20 protein-coding genes are annotated in these 21,690 nt (G+C 43.5%); 14 read left to right on the top strand and 6 right to left on the bottom strand.

All coding sequences use genetic code 11. The annotated features are described in order from the left end of the window. Window positions 1-64 precede the first annotated feature (64 nt). From lptE to lipA, 11 genes are all read left to right on the top strand, one after another. Window positions 65-721 (top strand): LPS assembly lipoprotein LptE, encoded by a 657-nt coding sequence (gene lptE, locus BCT49_RS19155; protein ID WP_102437496.1) that lies wholly within the window; start codon window positions 65-67, stop codon window positions 719-721. Window positions 722-730: 9 nt separating this feature from the next. Next, entirely contained in the window at window positions 731-1,756 is a 1,026-nt protein-coding gene (gene holA, locus BCT49_RS19150) for a DNA polymerase III subunit delta (RefSeq protein WP_102437494.1), read from the top strand. A gap of 66 nt (window positions 1,757-1,822) precedes the next feature. Next, complete coding sequence (gene rsfS / locus BCT49_RS19145; RefSeq protein WP_017104431.1) at window positions 1,823-2,140, top strand: ribosome silencing factor; 318 nt, start codon at window positions 1,823-1,825, stop codon at window positions 2,138-2,140. Window positions 2,141-2,143: 3 nt separating this feature from the next. Then, window positions 2,144-2,614: a 23S rRNA (pseudouridine(1915)-N(3))-methyltransferase RlmH gene (gene rlmH / locus BCT49_RS19140; RefSeq protein ID WP_065104956.1), complete on the top strand. Its 471-nt coding sequence runs from the start codon at window positions 2,144-2,146 to the stop codon at window positions 2,612-2,614. 6 nt (window positions 2,615-2,620) lie between these two features. Beyond that, window positions 2,621-4,513, top strand: a complete 1,893-nt coding sequence (gene mrdA / locus BCT49_RS19135; protein WP_102437492.1) for a penicillin-binding protein 2 — start codon at window positions 2,621-2,623, stop codon at window positions 4,511-4,513. After that, entirely contained in the window at window positions 4,513-5,634 is a 1,122-nt protein-coding gene (gene rodA, locus BCT49_RS19130; RefSeq protein WP_102437490.1) for a rod shape-determining protein RodA, read from the top strand. The genes mrdA and rodA overlap by 1 nt, the downstream gene beginning before the upstream one ends. 3 nt (window positions 5,635-5,637) lie before the next feature. Further along, on the top strand, window positions 5,638-6,477 hold the full coding sequence (locus BCT49_RS19125; RefSeq protein WP_102437487.1) for a septal ring lytic transglycosylase RlpA family protein: 840 nt from the start codon (window positions 5,638-5,640) through the stop codon (window positions 6,475-6,477). Between the two features lie 93 nt (window positions 6,478-6,570). Further along, entirely contained in the window at window positions 6,571-7,752 is a 1,182-nt protein-coding gene (locus BCT49_RS19120) for a serine hydrolase (RefSeq protein ID WP_017068508.1), read from the top strand. A gap of 232 nt (window positions 7,753-7,984) precedes the next feature. Continuing rightward, window positions 7,985-8,263 carry a DUF493 family protein YbeD gene (gene ybeD, locus BCT49_RS19115; protein ID WP_029223455.1) on the top strand — a complete coding sequence of 93 codons (279 nt, stop codon included), beginning with the start codon at window positions 7,985-7,987 and terminating at the stop codon, window positions 8,261-8,263. A gap of 195 nt (window positions 8,264-8,458) precedes the next feature. Beyond that, window positions 8,459-9,118 (top strand): lipoyl(octanoyl) transferase LipB, encoded by a 660-nt coding sequence (gene lipB / locus BCT49_RS19110; protein WP_076668146.1) that lies wholly within the window; start codon window positions 8,459-8,461, stop codon window positions 9,116-9,118. Between the two features lie 4 nt (window positions 9,119-9,122). Further along, a complete protein-coding gene (gene lipA / locus BCT49_RS19105) occupies window positions 9,123-10,088 on the top strand; it encodes a lipoyl synthase (protein WP_017110197.1) in 966 nt (321 codons plus the stop codon). 165 nt (window positions 10,089-10,253) lie between these two features. Here the strand turns inward: lipA and BCT49_RS19100 are convergent, their stop codons facing one another. From BCT49_RS19100 to BCT49_RS19090, 3 genes are all read right to left on the bottom strand, one after another. Next, window positions 10,254-11,615: a sodium-dependent transporter gene (locus BCT49_RS19100; protein WP_102437485.1), complete on the bottom strand. Its 1,362-nt coding sequence runs from the start codon at window positions 11,613-11,615 to the stop codon at window positions 10,254-10,256. A 273-nt stretch (window positions 11,616-11,888) separates the two neighbouring features. After that, complete coding sequence (locus tag BCT49_RS19095) at window positions 11,889-12,647, bottom strand: YggN family protein (RefSeq protein WP_102437483.1); 759 nt, start codon at window positions 12,645-12,647, stop codon at window positions 11,889-11,891. Window positions 12,648-12,734: 87 nt separating this feature from the next. Then, entirely contained in the window at window positions 12,735-13,208 is a 474-nt protein-coding gene (locus BCT49_RS19090) for a GreA/GreB family elongation factor (protein WP_102437481.1), read from the bottom strand. A 145-nt stretch (window positions 13,209-13,353) separates the two neighbouring features. Here BCT49_RS19090 and BCT49_RS19085 point away from each other — a divergent pair, with 145 nt between their 5' ends. Together BCT49_RS19085 and BCT49_RS19080 are read left to right on the top strand one after the other, a co-directional pair. Next, window positions 13,354-15,288, top strand: coding sequence for a RecQ family ATP-dependent DNA helicase (locus BCT49_RS19085; protein WP_102437479.1), 1,935 nt, complete (start codon window positions 13,354-13,356; stop codon window positions 15,286-15,288). 259 nt (window positions 15,289-15,547) lie between these two features. Next, window positions 15,548-17,437 (top strand): methyl-accepting chemotaxis protein, encoded by a 1,890-nt coding sequence (locus tag BCT49_RS19080; protein WP_102437477.1) that lies wholly within the window; start codon window positions 15,548-15,550, stop codon window positions 17,435-17,437. A gap of 137 nt (window positions 17,438-17,574) precedes the next feature. Here the strand turns inward: BCT49_RS19080 and dinB are convergent, their stop codons facing one another. After that, window positions 17,575-18,654, bottom strand: a complete 1,080-nt coding sequence (dinB, locus tag BCT49_RS19075; RefSeq protein ID WP_102437475.1) for a DNA polymerase IV — start codon at window positions 18,652-18,654, stop codon at window positions 17,575-17,577. A gap of 162 nt (window positions 18,655-18,816) precedes the next feature. On the opposite strand from dinB, the gene BCT49_RS19070 reads away from it, so the two are divergent. Next, window positions 18,817-20,046 (top strand): GGDEF domain-containing response regulator, encoded by a 1,230-nt coding sequence (locus BCT49_RS19070; RefSeq protein ID WP_102437473.1) that lies wholly within the window; start codon window positions 18,817-18,819, stop codon window positions 20,044-20,046. Between the two features lie 195 nt (window positions 20,047-20,241). Here BCT49_RS19070 and nqrM read toward each other — a convergent pair whose 3' ends face one another. After that, on the bottom strand, window positions 20,242-20,496 hold the full coding sequence (gene nqrM / locus BCT49_RS19065; protein ID WP_017104444.1) for a (Na+)-NQR maturation NqrM: 255 nt from the start codon (window positions 20,494-20,496) through the stop codon (window positions 20,242-20,244). Window positions 20,497-20,512: 16 nt separating this feature from the next. Next, entirely contained in the window at window positions 20,513-21,517 is a 1,005-nt protein-coding gene (locus BCT49_RS19060) for an FAD:protein FMN transferase (RefSeq protein ID WP_102437471.1), read from the bottom strand. Window positions 21,518-21,690: the final 173 nt, after the last annotated feature.

Raw genomic sequence — 21,690 nt, 5'->3', positions numbered from 1 at the left:
CCAGCAATCCAAATGAACTAAAGCCTTTAAATAAGTATTCTACCTTCATGAGAGCCATCAAATAATGCGCCTGATTTCACTATCTTCATTGAAAGTTACTATTGTTGTTTTAACCGTTAGCCTGCTAAGTGCCTGTGGTTTCCACCTCCGTGGTGATTACTCCGTACCAGAAGAACTCAACAAGATCTCTGTGACCAGTTACGACCAATACAGTACGTTCACACGTATGATGAAAGGCCAGCTGCGCATGAATGATGTAGAAATTGTGCCACCGGCTGAGAACACGCCTAACTTACACATTATTAGTGAGAGTGTTGGCGAGCGTACCCTGTCTCTTTACCAAAACACTCGAGCGGCAGAAAAAGAGCTGACTTTCTATGCATCTTACCGAGTAACCATCCCTGAGATTGGTTCGAAGACATTCTCAACGAGCGTAACTCGCAGCTACCTAGATAACCCGCTAACGGCACTCGCAAAATCGGTTGAGCGAGACATGATAGAAGATGAAATGCGTAAGCTTGCGACAAGCCAGATCCTTCGTCAGATGGCTCGATTGAAAGCAAACATTGCAGCCGGTAGCATGGATCTACAAGCTCTAGAAAACGTACAAGTAAAAGAACTTGAGAAGCAGTACAACATCAAGAACATCGAAATTGACGACGTTGAGATCGACGCAAGTGCAGCACCAGACGCTGAGCCTAGCGTAACGATTGAGCAATAGGTTCATTTGATGCGTATTTTTGCTGATCGTTTATCTGAGCAACTTGCTAAGCAGTTAAGCAACGTTTACCTAATTTTTGGTAACGAGCCTTTGCTGCTACAGGAAAGCCGAGAAGCGATTCAAAAGACGGCCAAAGAGCAAGGCTTCGATGAACGTCACCGTTTTGCGATTGATAATAGCCTCGACTGGAACCAAGTCTATGACTGCACTCAAGCATTAAGTCTATTTTCGAGTCGCCAGATCATCGAACTTGAACTGCCTGAGTCTGGGGTTAACGCTGCGATTGCGAAAGAGTTACTCGCGATTTCTGAGCATATTCACAATGACATCTTATTGATATTGGTTGGAACGAAGCTGACGAAAGCCCAAGAAAATGCGAAATGGTTCAAAGCACTCTCGAACCAAGGGCATTGGGTAAGCTGTTTAACTCCTGATGTCAGCCGCTTACCTCAGTTTGTCCAAGCGCGTTGTCGTCAGGTTGGCCTACTGCCCGATCCTGAAGCAATTCAAATGCTGGCACAATGGCACGAGGGCAACCTCTTCGCTCTGACTCAAAGCCTTGAAAAGCTCGCTCTACAGTATCCAGACGGAAAGCTCACATTAGTCCGACTCGAAGAGTCACTGAGTCGACACAACCACTTTACGCCATTCCATTGGAGTGATGCGTTATTGGCAGGCAAAGGCAACCGTGCACAAAGAATTCTGCGTCAGTTGGAAGCCGAAGGTGTCGAACCCGTTATCTTACTGCGTAGCATACAGCGTGAGCTTGCTCTGCTATTACAAATGCAGCAACAAATGAAACAGATGCCAATCGGGCAGGTTTTTGACAAGCACCGTATATGGCAATCTAAGAAACCTCTTTATAACGCAGCGCTAACAAGAGTTCCGATTTCTCGATTACACTCCCTGTTTGCGTTGCTCACTCAAGCTGAATTGATGACAAAAACCCAATATGAACAGTCGCCTTGGCCACTAATTCATCAGTTAAGCGTAGAGTTTTGTATCCCTTCCGCTTCTATACCGTTTCACGCATAAAAGCGTGTTATATTCTAGGGTCAACAGACCCTAAACAAAGCTAAATTCAGATTAAAGGAACACCCAGTGTTACGTGAAGAACTAAAAGACTTTCTTGCAGACAAAGCCGACGACATGAAAGCAGAATCGATTGTAACTATCGATGTAGAAGGCAAATCAAGTGTGACTGATTTCATGATTGTTTGTACTGGCACTTCTAAGCGCCACGTTGCCTCTATTGCACAACATGTCGCAGATGAAGTAAGAAAAGTAGGTCTACAACCGCTAGGTATGGACGGCCAAAAAGAAGGCGAATGGGTTGTCCTAGATATGGGTACTAGCATGCTACACGTTATGCAAGAAGAGCATCGTGAGCTGTACCAACTAGAAAAGCTTTGGAGCTAAGCGTTGAAAATCCAACTGATTGCTGTTGGCACTAAAATGCCAAAGTGGGTTGAAGAAGGCTTTCAAGAGTATCGCCGTCGCTTCCCTCACGACATGCCATTAGAGCTCATTGAGATCACTGCAGGTAAACGTGGCAAAAATGCCGATATTGCACGTATCCTTCAAAAAGAAGGTGAAGCGATGTTGGCCGCGGTTCCAAAAGGTAACCGAATTGTCACGCTCGATATCCCAGGTAAAAAATGGGATACACCACAGCTTGCTGAGCAATTAGAAAGTTGGAAATTGGATGGACGCGATGTGTCCATCCTGATTGGAGGGCCTGAAGGATTAGCCCCTGCATGCAAAGCAGCAGCGGATCAAAGCTGGTCTTTATCAGCACTGACCTTACCTCACCCATTAGTACGCGTTATCATGGCTGAAAGCTTGTATCGAGCTTGGAGCATCACAGCTAACCACCCGTACCACCGAGAATAAGCGTTAATGTTACGTAAACGTAGCCAAATCCGTGACTACAAAGCAGAAGCACGACTATTCACTAGCCGTGCTTTTGTTGCGTTTATAGGGATCATAGTCATGATGACTATGTTGGTTGTTAACCTGTATAACATTCAGGTCAATCAGTATCAGGACTATAAAACCCGATCGAACGACAACCGAATTAAGGTTGTGCCTATCGCGCCCAATCGCGGTCTAATTTACGATCGAAACGGAGTACTCCTTGCGGAAAACCGCCCAGTTTTCAACCTCGAGATCATCCCAGAAAAAATTAAAGATATGGATGACACACTCATCCGTTTGCAAACCTTAATTGAGATTCCTCCTGAACGTATCGAGCGCTTTAATCGTGATCGTCGTAATTCACGACGCTTTAAGTCGGTACCTATTCTTAATCAGCTCACTGAAGAGCAAGTGGCTGTATTCTCCGTTAACCAACATAAATTCCCAGGCGTTGAAGTCACCGGAACTTTAAAACGTTTCTACCCTTATGGTGATGTTCTCACCCACGTAATTGGCTATGTCTCGCGAATTAACGATCGCGACATGCAACGCCTAGTTCGAGAAGAAAAAGACGCCAACTATCAAGCAACTCGTGACATCGGAAAGCTCGGTATTGAACGCTATTACGAAGACATGTTGCACGGAACGGCCGGCTATCAAGAAGTTGAAGTCAACAGCCGCGGGCGCGTGATTCGCACTCTGAAATTTGTCCCTTCGGTACCGGGAAAAGATATCGTGCTCAATCTCGATATCAAGCTGCAGACATACGTGCACAAACTGCTCGACGGACGCAGAGGCTCAGCAATCGTTCTCGATCCAAAAGACAATGGTGTATTAGCGATGGTATCAAGCCCAAGCTATGACCCAAATGCCTTCGTTCACGGTATTTCATCTAAGGGTTACAACGCTCTACTGCAGGATAAAGATCGACCTTTGGTTAACCGAGCCACTTTAGGTATTTACCCACCCGCTTCAACCATCAAACCTTTCATTGCCGTTGCAGCATTGCAAGAAGGCGTGATTACACCCAATACAACACGAAATGACCCAGGTTATTGGAAAATACCCAATTCAAAAACCAAACCGTTTCGTGACTGGCTGCGCTGGGGACACGGTAAAGTTGATATCGTCAAAGCGATTGAAGAATCTGTTGATACTTTCTTTTACCAAATATCCTTTGATCTAGGCATCGACCGCTTATCCAAATGGATGATGATGTTCGGTTTCGGTGATTACACTGGTATTGATATCTACGAAGAAAGTAAAGCCAACATGCCAACCCGTGAATGGAAAATGGCGCGACACCGTGTGCCTTGGTATCAAGGTGACACCATTCCCGTTGGTATTGGACAAGGTTACTGGACAGCGACACCTATGCAGATAGCGAAAGCGACCTCGGTATTGGTTAATGAGGGTGAAGTAACAGCACCTCATTTATTACGCTCAACCATAGAGAACGGTCGTCCATTCGATGAACAAGTTCTTTCGGAAATCGAGACCTACCCACCAGTAACGGGTGTAAAACAGAAGTATTGGGATATTGCCCAAGAAGGCATGAAGCTGGTAAACCACGGCAAAAAAGGTACGGCAAGACGCTCATTCCAGAAGATGTCTTACGTCTCTGCAGGTAAGTCCGGTACTGCACAGGTATTCGGCCTGAAAGAAGATGAAGAGTATAACGCGGACGAGATTGCCGAGCATTTACGCGATCACGCCCTCTTTACTGGTTACGCTCCTTTTGAAAACCCTGAAGCAGTGGTCACCATTGTTTTAGAAAATGCAGGTGGCGGTTCATCCAATGGTGGCCCAGTAGTAAGAAGGATTTTAGATCATATTATCCTTGCAGAAGATTATCAAAGTGAGCCAATTAAATAATGAAACTTGATCCTTCAACTGGACGAAATAGAGCCCTATTTGAAAGACTGCACATAGATCTGCCGCTGTTGCTTGGCATTCTGGTTTTAATGGGCTTTGCCCTACTGATCATGTACAGCGCAAGTGGCCAAAGCCTTGCGATGATGGATCGCCAAGCGATGCGCATGGCTCTATCTTTAGGTGTGATGATCTTCTTGGCTCAAATCTCACCACGCACTTACGAGAGCTTAGCTCCGTTGCTATTTGCTGGCGGCGTGATTTTGCTACTCGGTGTGTTGTTCTTTGGTGAAGCCTCAAAAGGAGCACAGCGTTGGCTTAACTTCGGGTTTGTTCGATTCCAACCCTCTGAGCTACTAAAGCTTGCGGTGCCTTTAATGCTGGCAAGGTTTATTGGTAAGCGTTCACTACCACCGACTTTCCAAACCTTAGCTATTTCCTTGGTGATGGTGTTTGTACCCACGATTCTCATCGCTAAACAGCCCGACCTAGGCACCTCTATCCTGATTGCGGCCTCTGGTATCTTCGTTATCTTCCTTGCTGGTATCAGCTGGAAAATAATTATGAGTGCGGCAATTGCGTTGGGTGCGTTTATTCCAATCTTGTGGTTCTTCTTAATGCGTGAATATCAAAAAGTACGTGTAAGAACCCTTTTTGATCCTGAATCAGATCCATTAGGTGCGGGTTACCACATCATTCAGAGTAAAATTGCGATAGGTTCTGGTGGGGTATCAGGAAAAGGTTGGCTACAAGGCACGCAATCTCAGCTGGAGTTTATTCCAGAGCGACACACCGACTTCATTTTTGCCGTAATAGCCGAAGAATGGGGCATGATCGGTATTTTGTTTTTACTCGCTATCTACCTCTTCATTATTGGACGTGGTTTATTTCTGGCGAGCCAAGCGCAAACGGCATTTGGTCGAATGATGGCTGGCAGTATTGTACTGAGCTTCTTCGTTTATATTTTTGTAAACATTGGCATGGTAAGTGGCATTCTACCCGTTGTTGGGGTTCCTCTTCCGCTAGTCAGTTACGGCGGTACCTCGATGGTTACCCTCATGGCTGGATTTGGTATTTTAATGTCGATTCATACACACAGAAAAGCATTCTCAAAGGCGACCTAATTGATGTCTATTAAAGCATTTCCCCTAACAACATCTTTGGTCAATGAACTGCCAATCAAAAAAATGTTGTCTATCGTCGGCTTGGCAGTTTTGATTAACGGTTGTTCTTCCCAAGAGCAAAAAGGCCGTTACGATATTGATTCTGATATTGCGCCCGATGCGCCAATATCAGTCGAGCACCTAGAAGACGCTCACCCGCAGTATGAACCTTACAGCTTAGGCGGCAACACTAACTACACTCTGCGTGGCGAAGACTACAAAATCGTCAAAAAAACCGAAGGGTTTACCGAGAAAGGAAAAGCCTCTTGGTACGGTAAGAAATTTCATGGCCATTTAACCTCAAATGGCGAGATCTACGACATGTATTCCATGTCAGCAGCTCACAAAACATTGCCCATTCCAAGCTATGTAAAAGTGACAAATACCGATAACAACAAAACGACGATTGTTCGTATCAATGACCGAGGCCCATTCCACGAAGGCCGAATCATTGACCTTAGTTATGCGGCAGCTTACAAGCTCGATGTATTGAGAACAGGCACAGCAAATGTTGAGATAGAAGTCATTACTGTAGCTATGCCAACTGACGCAAATAAAAAGGCTGCATTGCCTCAATTTATTATTCAGGTAGCCACATCTCCGCATGAAGATAGAACCGAGAAGTTAGCCAAAGATCTAGGCGAAAAGCTAGCTGTAGCAACGTTCTTGCAGCCAAATGACGACAACTACCGTCTGATGCTTGGGCCATTTCATGACTATGCTCTGACTCAAGAGAAATTAGAACAAGTTAAGCTAATGGGTTACCCGTCAGCTTATATAAAAAAGCACTCGCTAACTCGCTAATTAATCTAACAGTTACTTCTGGTAATCAGCGCTCTGGTGTGACAGAGTGATTCTGTTAATATATGAATAGTTCACCAAATAATTGCATTCAAAATGATTAAATCTAATAAACTTGTTAAATCGATTTTTGCTACTTCTGTTGCTCTTTCTGCAACGATAGCTACATCGTCATTCGCCGCTCCTATTGTTGTACCTGATGCACCTCAAATCGCCGCTAAAGGTTTTGTTCTGATGGATTACCATTCAGGCAAAGTACTAGCAGAGAAAGAAATGAACACTCAGCTTTCTCCAGCAAGTTTAACCAAGATGATGACGAGCTACGTGATTGGCCAAGAGCTTGATCGTGGTAACATCAACTTAAACGACGACGTTGTCATTAGCGAAAACGCTTGGGCTAAAAACTTCCCAGACTCATCTAAGATGTTCGTTGAAGTGGGTACAACGGTTAAAGTTGAAGAACTGAACCGTGGCATCATCATTCAATCAGGTAACGATGCTTGTGTTGCAATGGCTGAGCATATTGCTGGCTCTGAAGACGCATTCGTTGACCTAATGAACGCTTGGGCAAGCTCTATTGGTATGAAAGACACGCACTTCGCCAACGTGCACGGTCTAGACAATCCAAACCTATACTCAACGCCTTATGATATGGCTCTACTTGGTCAGGCACTGATTCGCGACGTTCCTGATGAGTACCGTATCTACTCAGAGAAAAAATTTACTTACAACGGCATCACCCAGTACAACCGTAACGGTCTGTTATGGGATAAGAGCATGAACGTTGATGGCATTAAAACTGGCCATACAAGCAACGCAGGTTACAGCCTAGTAAGCTCAGCTACAGAAGGCAAAATGCGCCTAGTTGCGGTTGTGATGGGCACAAAGAATGCGAACGCTCGTAAAACAGAAAGCAAAAAGCTACTGAGCTACGGTTTCCGTTTCTTCGAAACAGTGGCACCACATACTGCTGGTGAGACATTCGTTGAAGAAAAAATCTGGATGGGTAGTAAGGACACGGTTGCTCTAGGTGTCGACGAAGATACTTTCGTTACTCTACCTCGTGGCCAAGCGAAAAACCTAAAGGCTAGCTTCGTTCTTGAAAAAGAACTGGAAGCACCAATTAGCAAAGGCGATGTTGTAGGTAAACTATTCTACCAAGTTGATGGTGAAGACGTTGCTGAATACCCGCTACTTGCACTTGAAGATGTAGACCAAGGCAGCCTATTTAGCCGTCTATGGGACTACCTAGTACTGCTGTTCAAAGGTTTATTCTAAACAAGCCATAAGTTTGTACGAAGCAATACACAAACTTCTTGTCTAGCTAACCTAATGAGTAAATTACTTATTTACTCATTAACGAAACAAAAGCCGCCATGTGCGGCTTTTGTTGATCTTGAGTTCGATGATATTTACACGTAATATTCCGCCTTATTACTCGTGTCTGTTGACCGAACACGCTTTTTATCGACATTTCGCCAATTTGCGAGAGTCTAGCCTTTTGGAGCTAATCATGAACATCAATTCTGATGCAAAACTAAAAGATCTCTTAGAGTTCCCTTGTTCATTCACTTACAAAGTAATGGGCTATGCTAAGCCAGAGCTTACTGAGCTCGTGCTAGAAGTGATCCAGCGTCATGCTCCTGGTGACTACAGCCCAACACTAAAACCGAGTGCGAAAGGCAACTACCACTCTGTTTCGATCAATATTACTGCGACTTCAATTGAACAAGTAGAAACGCTATACAAAGAACTGGGCGACATCGAAATCGTTCGTATGGTTCTGTAATCGACGATTACGCATAGAAAACAGCGGCTTATTGCCGCTGTTTTTGTTTGAAACACCCTATCGGACTCAAAATCATTCAACTTAATTTTCAATAAATACAAAGAAAGTTGAAAAACCTTGCAGTCCGTCTGTAGTTAGAATCATGTTTCGCGTTTATAATGCGTTCACTTTATTAATCCTTGAGGGAGTGCAGCTTTGCAAAATAAGCTAATCGTAAAAAAATTAGGCCGTCAGGATTACGAACCTGTATGGAAAGCCATGCATAAGTTCACAGACGAACGCACAGAAGAAGACGTAGACCAAGTTTGGTTGGTTGAACACAACCCTGTCTTCACTCAAGGACAAGCAGGCAAAGCCGAGCATGTATTAAATGCTGGTGACATCCCTGTCATTCAAAGCGATCGCGGTGGCCAAGTGACTTATCACGGCCCAGGTCAGTTAGTCGCTTACTTTTTGATTAACATCCGCCGCAAAAAATTCGGAGTACGTGATTTGGTGACTCATATTGAGAACCTCGTAATCAACACTCTGAAAGCTTACAATATAAATTCAACTGCCCGACCTGACGCCCCTGGTGTCTATGTCGATGGCAAGAAAATCTGTTCACTCGGATTACGTATTCGACGTGGCTGCTCATTTCATGGGCTCGCACTCAACGTCGATATGGATCTGTCTCCGTTCCTACGCATTAACCCATGTGGTTACCAAGGTATGGAAATGGCACAGGTAAGCCAGTTAGGCGGACCCAGTGAATTAGAAAGCGTTGAGCAACAGTTAATACAAGAGCTAGTAGAACTACTCGGCTATGACCAAGTAGACATTCAAGCCACCAGTAACATTACAGCAGAAGCATAAAATCATGAGCAAACCAATCCAAATGGAAAAAGGCGTTAAATATCGTGACGCTGACAAAATGGCATTAATTCCCGTAAAGAATATGCCTGCTGAACAGAAAGAAGTTTTACGTAAGCCTGCATGGATGAAGATTAAACTTCCTTCAGACAGCCATCGTATTCAAGAAATCAAATCAGCAATGCGTAAAAACAACCTGCACTCAGTTTGTGAAGAAGCGTCTTGCCCTAACCTAGCCGAGTGCTTTAACCACGGCACGGCAACGTTTATGATTCTTGGCGCTATCTGTACTCGTCGCTGCCCGTTCTGTGATGTTGCCCATGGTCGTCCTGTTGCTCCTGAAGCAGAAGAGCCGAAGAAACTGGCTAAGACGATTAAAGACATGAAGCTGAAGTACGTTGTAATCACTTCAGTTGACCGTGATGACCTGCGTGATGGTGGTGCTCAGCACTTTGCTGACTGTAACCGTGAAATTCGCGAACAGAATCCAAACATTCGCATTGAAACACTGGTTCCTGATTTCCGTGGTCGTATGGACGTTGCACTTGATCTAATGAAAGACAACCCGCCAGATGTTTTCAACCACAACCTAGAGACAGCACCACGTCTATACCGTAAAGCTCGCCCAGGCGCGAACTACAAGTGGTCTCTTGATCTGTTGAGAAAATTCAAAGAGCAACACCCAGACATCCCAACTAAATCAGGTGTGATGATGGGTCTTGGTGAAACGAAAGAAGAGATCGTTCAAGTACTGAAAGATCTTCGCGAACATGGCGTAACTATGCTGACACTAGGCCAATACCTTGCGCCAAGCCGTCACCACTTACCAGTAGAGCGCTACGTGCCGCCTTCAGAGTTTGATGAGCTGAAAGAGATTGCTCTTGAACTAGGCTTCACTCACGCAGCTTGTGGCCCGTTTGTACGTTCTTCTTACCATGCTGACTTACAAGCTCAAGGTATGGAAATTAAGTAATCACATTGCTTAAACCAAAATTGAAAAGGCGCTGAACTGTATGTTCAGCGCCTTTTTTCTTTTTTCTATTGAGCAAACAAGCTTGTTCGATACGAAAACAACAAAGCCACTCATTAAGAGTGGCCTTGAATTCAAAGTCTAATCATCTAGATGCTAAATGGTCTGCTAACCAAGTGAAGCCCAGATAACTGTTGCCACCAATACTGGACACACGAACTTCACATACATTGGCCACACTTTACCAAACCAACCAAGCTGAAAGTCAGGGCAGCCCTGTTCAAGCTCTTTCACTTTTGAAGCTCGGCTCCATACCCAGCCACCAAATAGGCAGAACATCAATGCTGCGACCGGTTGAAGATACTGAGTTGCTATCATCGCAACCATGCCAAACATCGCAGCAAAGTTGTAAACAATCACCACACTGAACAGTGCAATAGCACCACCAATTACCCAACTCGTTGGTGTTCGTCTTGTATTGAAACGCTCACTCACTAGCGCTACAGGCCCTTCTAGCATCGAAATTGAAGAAGTAAGGGCAGCAATCGTTAGCAACAAGAAGAAGACAATTGCGAAGATCTGACCAAGTACGCCTAAGCTATCAAACATCAAAGGCAGAACCGTAAATACAAGCGTATCAGAGCTCAATAGTGAGCCATCTTCAGCGTAGATTTGTACACCCTTTTGCATTGCAACAAACATGGCAGGCATAACCACTAAGCCAGCAATAAAAGCGACAGCGGTATCAACCAAGGTTACGTTCATCGCCATTTTTGGTAGGTTCTCTTTCTTGCTTAAGTAAGAACCGTAAACCAACATAGAGCAACCACCAATGGTTAGCGAGAAGAAGCCTTGTCCCATTGCCGCTAGAATCAGTTTTCTATCCCACACTTTCTCAAAGTCTGGAACCAAGTAATGCTTCAGGCCTTCTATCGCGCCCGCTTGCGTCATGATGTAAACAAACAGTAAACCAAACAAAATGAACAACGCTGGCATTAAGCGAGTAGACCACTTCTCGATACCCTGTTTCACACCACCTTGAACAATCAGGATAGTCAGTACATAGAAGAGCACGGTACCAAACACGTTTCGCTCAACACTGAAGCCTTTGAACCAATCGGCGATGAACTCTAAGCCAATCAGGTCAGCAACCGCGCCAAAAAGGAAGCAAATCAACCAACCGCCGACAATGCTATAAAAGGCCAACACGGCGCTAGGGACACTTAAGCCAATCCAACCGACAAATTCACCGACTTTCTTACCTAAAGGGTTCGAAGTCAAAGAACGCATACTATCGACAGGGTTCGCTTGACCGTGACGGCCAATCGCCATCTCAACCACCAGCATCGGGAAAGCAACCACGAAGATCATGATTAGGTAAACAAGCAGAAAAGCACCACCGCCGTTACTGGCAACTTGGGTTGGGAAACCCCAAATATTCCCTAAGCCAACAGCCGCACCCGCCGCTGCTAAAATAAAACCCAAACGAGAACTAAAGTGCTCTCTTGAAGAGGAAGATTGTTGGTCCATATTGCCCGCATAAAAATCAGTGAACTAGTTGAGAAGTACAGTAATCAAAAGCAATGATAGGCACAACCAATAAATGAACAATTATCTTATTTTTACAATCTATTTAGTATTTAAGACCAAACTATTAACAATTACCCAGACTAACTGACCACATAAAATCAATACAACGATTGATCAGACTATTCAAAGGTATTCCTTAATTAATCGTTAGCTTATTTAACCCATAAAAAAAGAGCACCAATCGGTGCTCTTCTGACGAATCTGAAACTCAAGCTAGATAGTAAATACTTGGTAGTCTTTTAGGTTCGGAATGATTTTATGCAGCTCTTGCTCTTGCTCTGCCATCTCATCTAGAGAATCACAGAACTCATTCGCTTCCTCTTGTACTTGTTGAGAGTGTTCTTTCATTCGCTCTTCAACTTTAAGCTTTAATTCAGCCATGCTATCAGCCATTTCGGTCAAATTTAGGCCGCCGTCTTGCTTCATCTTTTCCGACATCGCATTAAAGGCACTTGAGGTAAACTCTTGGTTAAAGATCTCCTTAGCCTTTTCGAAATCTTCAGACCAACCGTTCGCCATCGAATCGAAACTATCAGCCGGCAGGACTAACTCGCCATCTTTATAGTAACGAGCCTCTAATTCAGCAAAGTACGTTTTCATTGATTCTTTTACATTATCAAACGACTCTGGAGAATCTAGGCTGGCAGCGATGTCATCAATAACATCATTCGCCAAGGCTAAGCTGTCATTCGCCATTTGTTTTGCGCGCGGTAAATACTCATTCATGCTGTCACGGTATTTTTCAATTGCCGCTTGTTGGTCGGCATCAAGTGCGACCTTTTCACCATGAATATAAAGATCGTTGTTGTCATCAAGAATAGCCGTGTCACCGTTTACTTGATGGATTTCGACTTTCTGCTCGTCAATTCGTAGTTCATTTTTCAAATCAACTCGACACTGAGCTGCAAAAGTTGGCAGGCTCACAACAGCGGTAGCCACTGTTAATGATGCAATTAATACGCTTTTTTTCATAACACCCTCTCATCAATCTGCCCAATGACTATACCGCTAGTTTATGCTTCTTTGTCAGAAAAACGTTTATATTTATAAGCCTGTCATTCAGTCAATCGATACTACTTCATAGCAAAACTGTTTATCAGCAACCCTAAACTCAATTTCATCACCGACTTCTTTGCCCATTAGAGCCTGACCAAATGGTGCATTCGCCGTGACGATGGCAATCTCATTTTCGTTCCACGTAACAGAAAGCCCTCCGACTTTAGGACCAAGGAAAAAGTGTTTATATTCATCATGTTCGTCAATTACCACAACATAGCTGCTGACGGTGATTCTTTCACTGTCTCGTAAGACGAGGTTTCGGTAACACTGGATGTCATCTTCGCACTCTTGAACTCGCATCGCTTGTCCATGGGCAAGATATGAGGCTTCTAACGCCAAGGTATCGTATTTGTGCTCTGGCACGGTCTCTTCATCGGTCGCAGCATCAATAGCTCGCTGAGTCGCAGATTGTGCGATGCGTAGCCGTGATTCTAGTTGCTCTAAAATTATTTGTCGAAGCTCAGACTTATTCATACTTTTGGAGTGCTTTTCTATAGGAGCTACAGAATAGAATTAGGTACAATCAGGTGCAAGACATTTGATTCATCAAGCGGCGCGATCATAGATAGGCGAACGCTTTAGCATCAATACGACACTTAATAACTCAGGTAGAACATAAATGATTGAGCAGAAGCTAAAACAAGTATTCGGATTCGATTCACTGCGTAATGGGCAAAAGCAAGTCATTGATAATGTTCTATCCGGTCACTCTACCGCGGCCATATTCCCGACGGGCTCAGGTAAATCGCTGTGCTACCAATTACCCGCGTTAGAGTTACCTCATTTAACTTTGGTTATTTCTCCACTGTTAGCCTTAATGAAAGACCAATTAAGCTTCTTACACAGTAAAGGGGTCAGCGCCGCTGCGATAGAATCTAGTCAAGACAGACAAACTACTCAACAGGTGATGCAGTCTGTGCGAAACGGAGACACAAAAATTCTGATGATCTCCGTCGAGCGTTTGAAGAACGAACGCTTTCGCCAGTTCATTTCTCAGGTTCCAATCTCGCTGCTTGTGGTCGATGAGGCGCACTGTATTTCTGAATGGGGACACAACTTTAGACCCGATTATCTCAAGTTGCCTCAATACCAAAAACAGTTGAATATCCCACAGGTGTTACTACTGACTGCAACCGCAACAACCTCAGTTATCCAAGACATGAAGTCTAAGTTTGATATCGATGAGCAACGCGTTGTTGTTACTGGTTTCTATCGTCAAAACCTCGATCTGTCGATTCAGCCTTGTGAACAAACGAGTAAGCTAGAGACGCTGTGCTCAGTCGCCAATCAAGCGCCTCAAGCTCCGACCATCGTTTACGTCACCCTTCAACAAACGGCTGAGATGGTGGCTCAGCAACTGCGCAATGCTGGAATCAACGCAGTCGCTTACCATGCAGGGCTTAAACCAGAAAATAGAGATGCCATTCAACATCAATTCATGAATGATGACGTGCATTGTATCGTGGCGACGATTGCTTTCGGGATGGGCGTCGACAAGTCAAACATTCGCCGTGTGATTCACTTCGACTTGCCAAAATCGATAGAGAATTACTCGCAAGAGATCGGCAGAGCAGGCCGAGATGGTCAACCTTCAGCATGTATTCTTCTCGCCAACAAGTATGGCCTCAGTACGCTAGAGAACTTCGTATTTGGTGATACGCCAGACAACATCTCGATCCAAGCTGTCTTAAAAGAGATCTACGAAAACCAAAACATTGGGGCTTCTGGTGCAAACCAATGGGAGATCATGCTCAACCAACTATCGCGTGAATCTAACATTCGTCAACTTCCGCTAAAAACACTGTTGGTTTATCTCGAAATTGAAGGCGTGATAGAGCCTAAATACAGCTACTTCGCTGACTACAAATTTAAGTTCATTCGTCCGAAACAGCAGATCACAGAGCAGTTCCAAGGAGAGCGCCGACACTTCGTAGAGGCTATTTTCCAATGCTCACCACAAGCAAGAGTCTGGTGCCAAGTCGACTTCGATGCGCTTTGGACACACTTCCAAGCCGATCGTCAACGTGTTGTTACCGCTATCGACTACTTCAATGAACAAGGCTGGATTGAATTGGAAAGTAAGCAGATCACTGATGTTTACGCGATCCACAATACGTCTGAAGATATGATGCAATTATCAGAACGTTTAACTGAGTTGTTTAAAACAAAAGAGAACAGTGAAATAAACCGTCTTAACCAAATGCTGAGCTTCTTTGAGGCTGATACCTGCCTAAGTTCACGCCTTGCGAGTTACTTCGCCGATGATAAGGCACCCAAAAACTGTGGTCACTGCTCAGTATGCCGAGGTGAAATTGCCACACTACCAAGCGTGAAAGCTGAACCTATAGATGAAGAGATCGTCGTCGCTTGGATTCAAGAATTCATATCCAATAGCCAACAACTGATTACCGATGAAGCCATTACTCGCTTTTTATGTGGAATCGCGACACCGCTTTCTACCAAATTAAAAGCCAGCAAAATGTCAGGGTACGGAAAGTTAGAGCAACAACCGTTCAGTGAAACCCTAGCATTGGTAAAACGATTACCAAGATAATAACGCTAAAACACACCGCTTGTACCAAAAAGTCAGTTAGGTTTGCATAAATCTAGCTGATTTTAGATTAATCGCTTAAATAAGATAGAACATCACTGCCTTTATATCTTCTCGTTCTTTACCTTAATCATTAATTCCATTAAATATCTCAAAAACAATCAATAACCTTTAAAAACTAGACATCCTTTGGATTTGGTTAACAATCGGCCAGCTCAAAAAATCAAATAAATGCTCCCTCTAGTATTAAAGGATCCATAGAATGGTCAAGAAGATATCCCTTTCTTTTCTTACAGTTATGCTCGGTTTGTTCTTGCTCGCTTTAGCGTCCGCAAACCACTACTTAAATAACTGGAAATGGGAAAATATTCAGGTAAACAACGATGAAGTGGTTAGCGTCGTCTCTCAAACTTTTGAGTCGAATTTAGAAGATGCCAAATCAATGATCCAGCAATTTGCTTTCTTGCTACCTTATTATGGGATCAATGCTCCTTTTGATGAATCTCGAATGCTTCGAGTATTGAATAGGGTTCATTCTGCGAACCCTGCATTCATCGATGTCTACTTCGCAGATATCAACGGCACACCATTTAGTGCACTCTCTAAAGGCTGGGTTGACAACTTTAATGTCCTCGAAAAACAGAGAGAATGGTTCCTCGCTATATCGGCAAAGGGATACCCTAGCTACGTATCAGCGCCTTACATCAGTAATACAGGTGAACGGGTCATTTCTGTGTCTGCTCCTATCAAAAGAAATGGACAATTGGTTGGTGTATTCGGCGTCGATATTACGTTATCCGAATTGATGCCCGAATTTGGTGTTGAGTTTGCCATTACGACAAAGGATGGTGAAATCGTAATGGCCGATGCGGCAACCAGAGAAACAGGCTGGGTAAACAAAAACATCTATGAATTAAGACCGAACTTCAAAACATTAACTAAAGATCCATATCTATACACTGCGGATGGATCTAACGAACCTTACACAGTATCAAAACAACCTCTTACCGAAAGTTACGACCTTTTTGCATGGACAAATCAAAGCCATGAAGACGCTATGAACAAGAGCCTAATGACTGGAATCATAGGGTTATTTATTTGTATCGGAGTTTTGTTAATGATCACCGTTTATGTGGCTATTAGAAGACAACTTCGTAATCTGCCAATCATGGTATCTACACTTGAAAAAATGTCTATTGGTCAGTTTACCCCACTAAAAGCTAACAACAGTAACAACGAACTAGATCAAGTTCAGGCATCGTTACAAAGTTTACAAGAAAGTATCTCTCATATTGTGAATCAGTCTAGCGTAAAGATGTCCGACTTGGCTGTACAACAAACTAGAATTGAACAGTTAATTGATGACACCAACAACAACGCTAGTTCTGGTTTCAATAATGTAGAGCAAGTCGCAACCGCCGCAACAGAACTTTCTGCCGCAGCTTCTAGCGTGTCTGATAATGCTGCACATGCAGATAGGATGGCAAAAGCAACAATGCAAGTCATAGAAAACAGCGCGCAGGTCATCAACGAAGCCGACAATATAAATAATAATGTGAGTTCGGCTATGGCTGAATCAGCCATAATCGTCAATGAGTTAAGAGAACACTCTGAACATATAAACTCCGTAGTGGAAGTTATAAATTCAATATCAGAACAAACTAACTTACTCGCCCTCAATGCGGCTATTGAAGCTGCTCGAGCAGGAGAGCATGGAAGAGGCTTTTCTGTGGTTGCAGATGAAGTCAGATCTTTAGCAAAAAGAACTCAAGTTTCTACTGTTGATATCAAAAATATCATTACTCAACTGCAATCCCAATCAAGAAAAGCTGATGAATACATGTCGTCCAACACAGCTCTAGTTCATCGCTCACAAGAGATGATGCTTGAGCTATCACAAGCATTTACTGATATTAGGCAGCAAGTTATGGAGATTTCGGAAATGAACACAATGGTATCTTCAGCATCAGAGGAACAAAGAATTGTAACTCAAGATATCACCGAACGTATTGAAGGAATCAATACCACCGTAAAAAATAGTGTGACTAGCGCACAGCACACCCAAGAAGCCAATATAGTAATATCTCAAAGAACTTCTGATTTAAAAGAAGTCTTGGCTTTTTTCAACATAGACCAAACTAACAAACGATAGATATCTAGACGATTTAACTTATCAACCGAATCTCTCCAGACCTATAACCAATAAAGCTTTCAGATGGCGCTCTAGTAAAGAGCGCTGTCAATTTTAACCCTAATGTCAATTGGTTGAAGATCACAGCTTTAGTAGCCTTATAACGCTAAATTTAGCTGCTTCACTTGTTCTTTGGGTTGTAACATCACACTCAAACCGAGTAGGCGTATCTCTCGCCCTTGTTGTCTTTTTAAGATCTCACTCAATAGTTCTTTGAAGTGTTCTCGATCCAATGAAGCATGTATGTGTTCTATGGTCGTTTGTTGGAAATCGGCAAACTTGAGTTTAATGCCCTGTTTGATGATTGCTTTACTTGGGCTGGCTTTTTCTAAACGCATTTCAAGTTCAGGGAACAGCTTGTCTTCTATCACCTGCCAGCACTCAGCATAAGTTGAAATGTTTTGAGTAAACGTGCGCTCAACGCCTACGGATTTACGCTCGCGTTCTATGATAACTTCTCTTTCATCGATACCATGGCTTCGTTTCCACAACGATGCACCTTGTCGACCAAACTTCAGAAGCAAGTCTCGATAGTCTGCCCCTTTGATGTCCTTGCATGTAAAGAATCCCGCTAGATGGAGCTTTTCAATGCTGACCTTGCCAACGCCTGGGATTTTTTCGAGTGGTAAATCATCAATTACAGCTTGTACATCTTGCGGAGGGATAACAAATTGCCCATTGGGCTTATTCATATCCGAAGCCACTTTAGCCAAGAATTTTATCGGAGCGACACCGGCTGAAGCCGTGAGATTTAACTCGTTCCAAATATCACGGCGAATTGACTCGGCAATCAGTGTCGCAGAACCGTGACACAACTTTGATTCAGTCACATCAAGAAATGCTTCATCCAGAGAAAGAGGTTCAATCAATGATGTGTATCGAGAAAAAATTTCTCGGATCTTTTTAGATATCTCAACATAAACCTGCATTCTTCCCGGAACCACTAATAAGTTAGGACAAAGCTGTAGCGCTTTCCCCGTTGGCATCGCAGAACGAATACCAAACTTGCGAGCTTCGTAATTACAGGTACTCAAGACACCTCGTTGTTTTTCATGACCGCCAACCGCAAGTGGTCGATTTCGGTAAGCCGGGTTATCGCGCATTTCTACAGCTGCGTAAAAACAATCCATATCGACATGGATTATTTTTCTGATTTTATCTTGGCCTGCACTGCACATTTAGGAATAACTCAACCTTACAACTGTATCTATGAACAGTGTAATCAATTATTCCTCGATTTAAAATGATCTCGTGTCCAGCACAAGAGGTTTCACTTCAACAGCAGTCCACTCTTCTGATAGTATTGTAAGGAGTATTTAGTCTATAAGTAGGGATAGCTTTTGAGTGAAAAAATACTAGTGGTGGAGGACAGTCGAGCATTCCGAAACTATCTATACCAGCAATTAAAAAACAGTGGCTATGAAGTCGCACTCGCAGAATCAATTGAGGAAGCGAAAGCGATCTTAGAGCAAGAGACGGATTTCTTGTGTGCTGTATTAGATTACTGCCTACCCGATGGTCAAGATGGTGAAATCATTGATTTGGTACTCGGCTACCAACAAAAAATCATTGTACTAACCGGTATGTTCAACAACACACTTCGAGAACAGGTTCTCGCCAAAGGTGTGCTTGATTACATCCTTAAAGACAGTATGTCATCGGTCAGTTACTTACTTCCTCTGGTTAATCGAATCTCGAATAATCGCCACCATAAAGCCTTGGTGGTTGATGATTCAGCTGTGGTTCGCCGATATGTCGTTCAGCTCCTCGAACATCAATATATTCAAACGATTCAAGCGAAAGATGGCGAACAAGCACTAGAGCTTCTCAGCAAGGATCCTGATATCACGTTTGTCGTTACCGATCATGACATGCCGAAAAAAGATGGTATTTCGATGACCCGTGACATTCGAGTAAACCACGACCGCAACCAACTCGCTATTCTTGGTCTATCAGGTAGCGACGATCGCACTATGACTGCGCGCTTCCTTAAAGCGGGCGCCAACGACTTCCTCTATAAGCCATTTAACCAAGAAGAATTTTTCTGCCGTATTCACCAGCTTCTCGATATGAAGGAAGCGACCAATGAACTGTTTCGTCATGCCAATGAAGATGCACTCACGGGGCTATGGAACCGTCGCTATTTGTTCAATCAACCATGCAAAGGCTGTGAAGAACGAAATATCGCGATGATGGATATCGACTTCTTTAAGAAAGTGAACGATACCTTCGGCCATGATGGTGGCGATGCGGTACTGGTTGCTGTGGGCGGCATCATTAAGGATCACTTCAACGATGATGTGGCCGTTCGTTTCGGCGGTGAAGAGTTTTGTATTCAGTCGTGTGGGTCGTTTGAAAGCTTCGTTGATAACCTAGAATCGATGAGAGTGGCAATAGAAGAGCATGAAGTGATTCATGAATCCCAAAGTATTAAAGTCAGCATCAGTATTGGTGTCACTGATTTAGACGGCAAGTTAGATGAACAGATAAAAGCTGCCGACGAACTGCTTTATACGGCCAAGGAACAAGGTAGAAACCAGCTTGTATGCACTCGCAATAAGGGTTCATAGGTAGTTATATAGATAGACAGATATAACAGCTAAACCCTTTATAGACAGGCTTATAGGCGTTTCACTTTTAGCGTTTAAGTCTATAGAAACAAAAAGAGCTCAAGGTAATCCCTTGAGCTCTTTGCGTTTAGAGAGCTAGACAACCCATTAGTTAAAGACTAATTAAGGAAAACTAGCATCAACCGTTATCACCGATTAAGCGATACGATCTTTACTCCAAGCCGCTTCTTTTTCTTGACGCTCAGCCAGTTTCTCAACGCGGTAAGCTTCGCGTGCTTCGCGCTTTTTACGCGCATCACAAGGTTCTGGGCAATTACAGACTTTGTCGATACCGACAGCACCTAAACCACCACAACTACCCTTCACAACTTTCTTTTGGACAATATAGCCAATCGACATTGCTGTGATCACGGCAAGAAAAACACCAAATGTAATCAGAAATGTATTCATAATTCTCTCGCTTACCTTATTTACCTAAGTATGGCTTAAATGCTTCTGAAGCAATTTCTTCAAAGCCATCTGCTGTTTTAACCACCATAAACGCTGGGATGTTATGCTGGTTAGCGATTTCCATTCCTCTTACTTCACCTAAGACCATAAGGCCTGTAGATAAACCGTCTGCAGTCATTGAAGACGGGTTTAAAACAGTCACTGAAACCACTTTGTGATGAAGAGGTTTACCTGTTTCTGGGTTGATGATGTGTGAGTAACGAACACCATCACGCTCGAAATAGTTACGATAGTCACCAGAGGTTGCAATCGCCATATCACCCGGTTCGATGATCTCTTGAATAGTACGCTCTTCTACACTTGGTTTCTCAATCGCTATGCGCCAACCCACATTGTCACGGTTTAGACCTTTCAAGCGAATTTCACCACCAATTTCAACCATATAGTTGTGAATGCCAATCGAATCAAGGTAGTCAGCGACAACATCAACACCCCAACCTTTTGCAATTGTCGAAAGATCGACATACAGGTTCGGTAGATCCTTGGTCAGTTTGTTGCCTTCAATGCTTAGGTGATGGATACCCACTTTCGCTTTACGAGCAGCAAGCTCTTCGTCTGTTGGAACAACCTCTGGACGTGCTTCAGGGCCAAAACCCCACAAGTTCACTAAAGGACCAACGGTAACATCCAGCGCACCTTCAGTAAGACCGTTCAAACGAATCGCTTCTTTCACTACAATCGCAGTTTGCTCAGAAACTTCAAATGCGTCTGCACCTTTGTGCTGATTAAAACGGCTTAACTCTGAGTCTTCACGGTAAGTCGACATCTGATCATTTACTTCTTCAAGTAAGCGATCAATCTCGGTGTGAATCTCTTTAGACTCAGGGAACTCATCACCATTGATGTATTTAATATTGTAGCTAGTACCCATCGTTGGGCCACTTAAATGCACTTGCTCAATCGGCTTTTCACAGCCAGCAAGAAAAATCAAAGAAGTTAATGCAACAAGCCAAATTCTCACTTGCTTACTCCTGTCTAATGTTGAGGATTTATATAAGGAAAAATAAGAGTAAATATAGGTCTTAAAAATACCTTACTCTTTCTTATATAAGCCAGTATGTTGTCAAAACGAGCTTTAGAAAAACAAATGGCTGACTCGTAGGAGTCAGCCATAATATCAATCACTTAAATGGA

Source organism: Vibrio lentus (genome assembly GCF_002875945.1).
GTDB lineage: Bacteria > Pseudomonadota > Gammaproteobacteria > Enterobacterales > Vibrionaceae > Vibrio > Vibrio apostichopi.
This window is presented reverse-complemented; position numbering and strand designations above follow the sequence as displayed.

Coding starts and splice junctions, on each gene's coding strand:
- lptE (WP_102437496.1), top strand. CDS start 65: ATGCGCCTGATTTCACTATCTTCATTGAAAGTTACTATTGTTGTTTTA.
- holA (WP_102437494.1), top strand. CDS start 731: ATGCGTATTTTTGCTGATCGTTTATCTGAGCAACTTGCTAAGCAGTTA.
- mrdA (WP_102437492.1), top strand. CDS start 2,621: ATGTTACGTAAACGTAGCCAAATCCGTGACTACAAAGCAGAAGCACGA.
- rodA (WP_102437490.1), top strand. CDS start 4,513: ATGAAACTTGATCCTTCAACTGGACGAAATAGAGCCCTATTTGAAAGA.
- BCT49_RS19125 (WP_102437487.1), top strand. CDS start 5,638: ATGTCTATTAAAGCATTTCCCCTAACAACATCTTTGGTCAATGAACTG.
- BCT49_RS19120 (WP_017068508.1), top strand. CDS start 6,571: ATGATTAAATCTAATAAACTTGTTAAATCGATTTTTGCTACTTCTGTT.
- lipA (WP_017110197.1), top strand. CDS start 9,123: ATGAGCAAACCAATCCAAATGGAAAAAGGCGTTAAATATCGTGACGCT.
- BCT49_RS19100 (WP_102437485.1), bottom strand. CDS start 11,615: ATGGACCAACAATCTTCCTCTTCAAGAGAGCACTTTAGTTCTCGTTTG.
- BCT49_RS19095 (WP_102437483.1), bottom strand. CDS start 12,647: ATGAAAAAAAGCGTATTAATTGCATCATTAACAGTGGCTACCGCTGTT.
- BCT49_RS19090 (WP_102437481.1), bottom strand. CDS start 13,208: ATGAATAAGTCTGAGCTTCGACAAATAATTTTAGAGCAACTAGAATCA.
- BCT49_RS19085 (WP_102437479.1), top strand. CDS start 13,354: ATGATTGAGCAGAAGCTAAAACAAGTATTCGGATTCGATTCACTGCGT.
- BCT49_RS19080 (WP_102437477.1), top strand. CDS start 15,548: ATGGTCAAGAAGATATCCCTTTCTTTTCTTACAGTTATGCTCGGTTTG.
- dinB (WP_102437475.1), bottom strand. CDS start 18,654: ATGTGCAGTGCAGGCCAAGATAAAATCAGAAAAATAATCCATGTCGAT.
- nqrM (WP_017104444.1), bottom strand. CDS start 20,496: ATGAATACATTTCTGATTACATTTGGTGTTTTTCTTGCCGTGATCACA.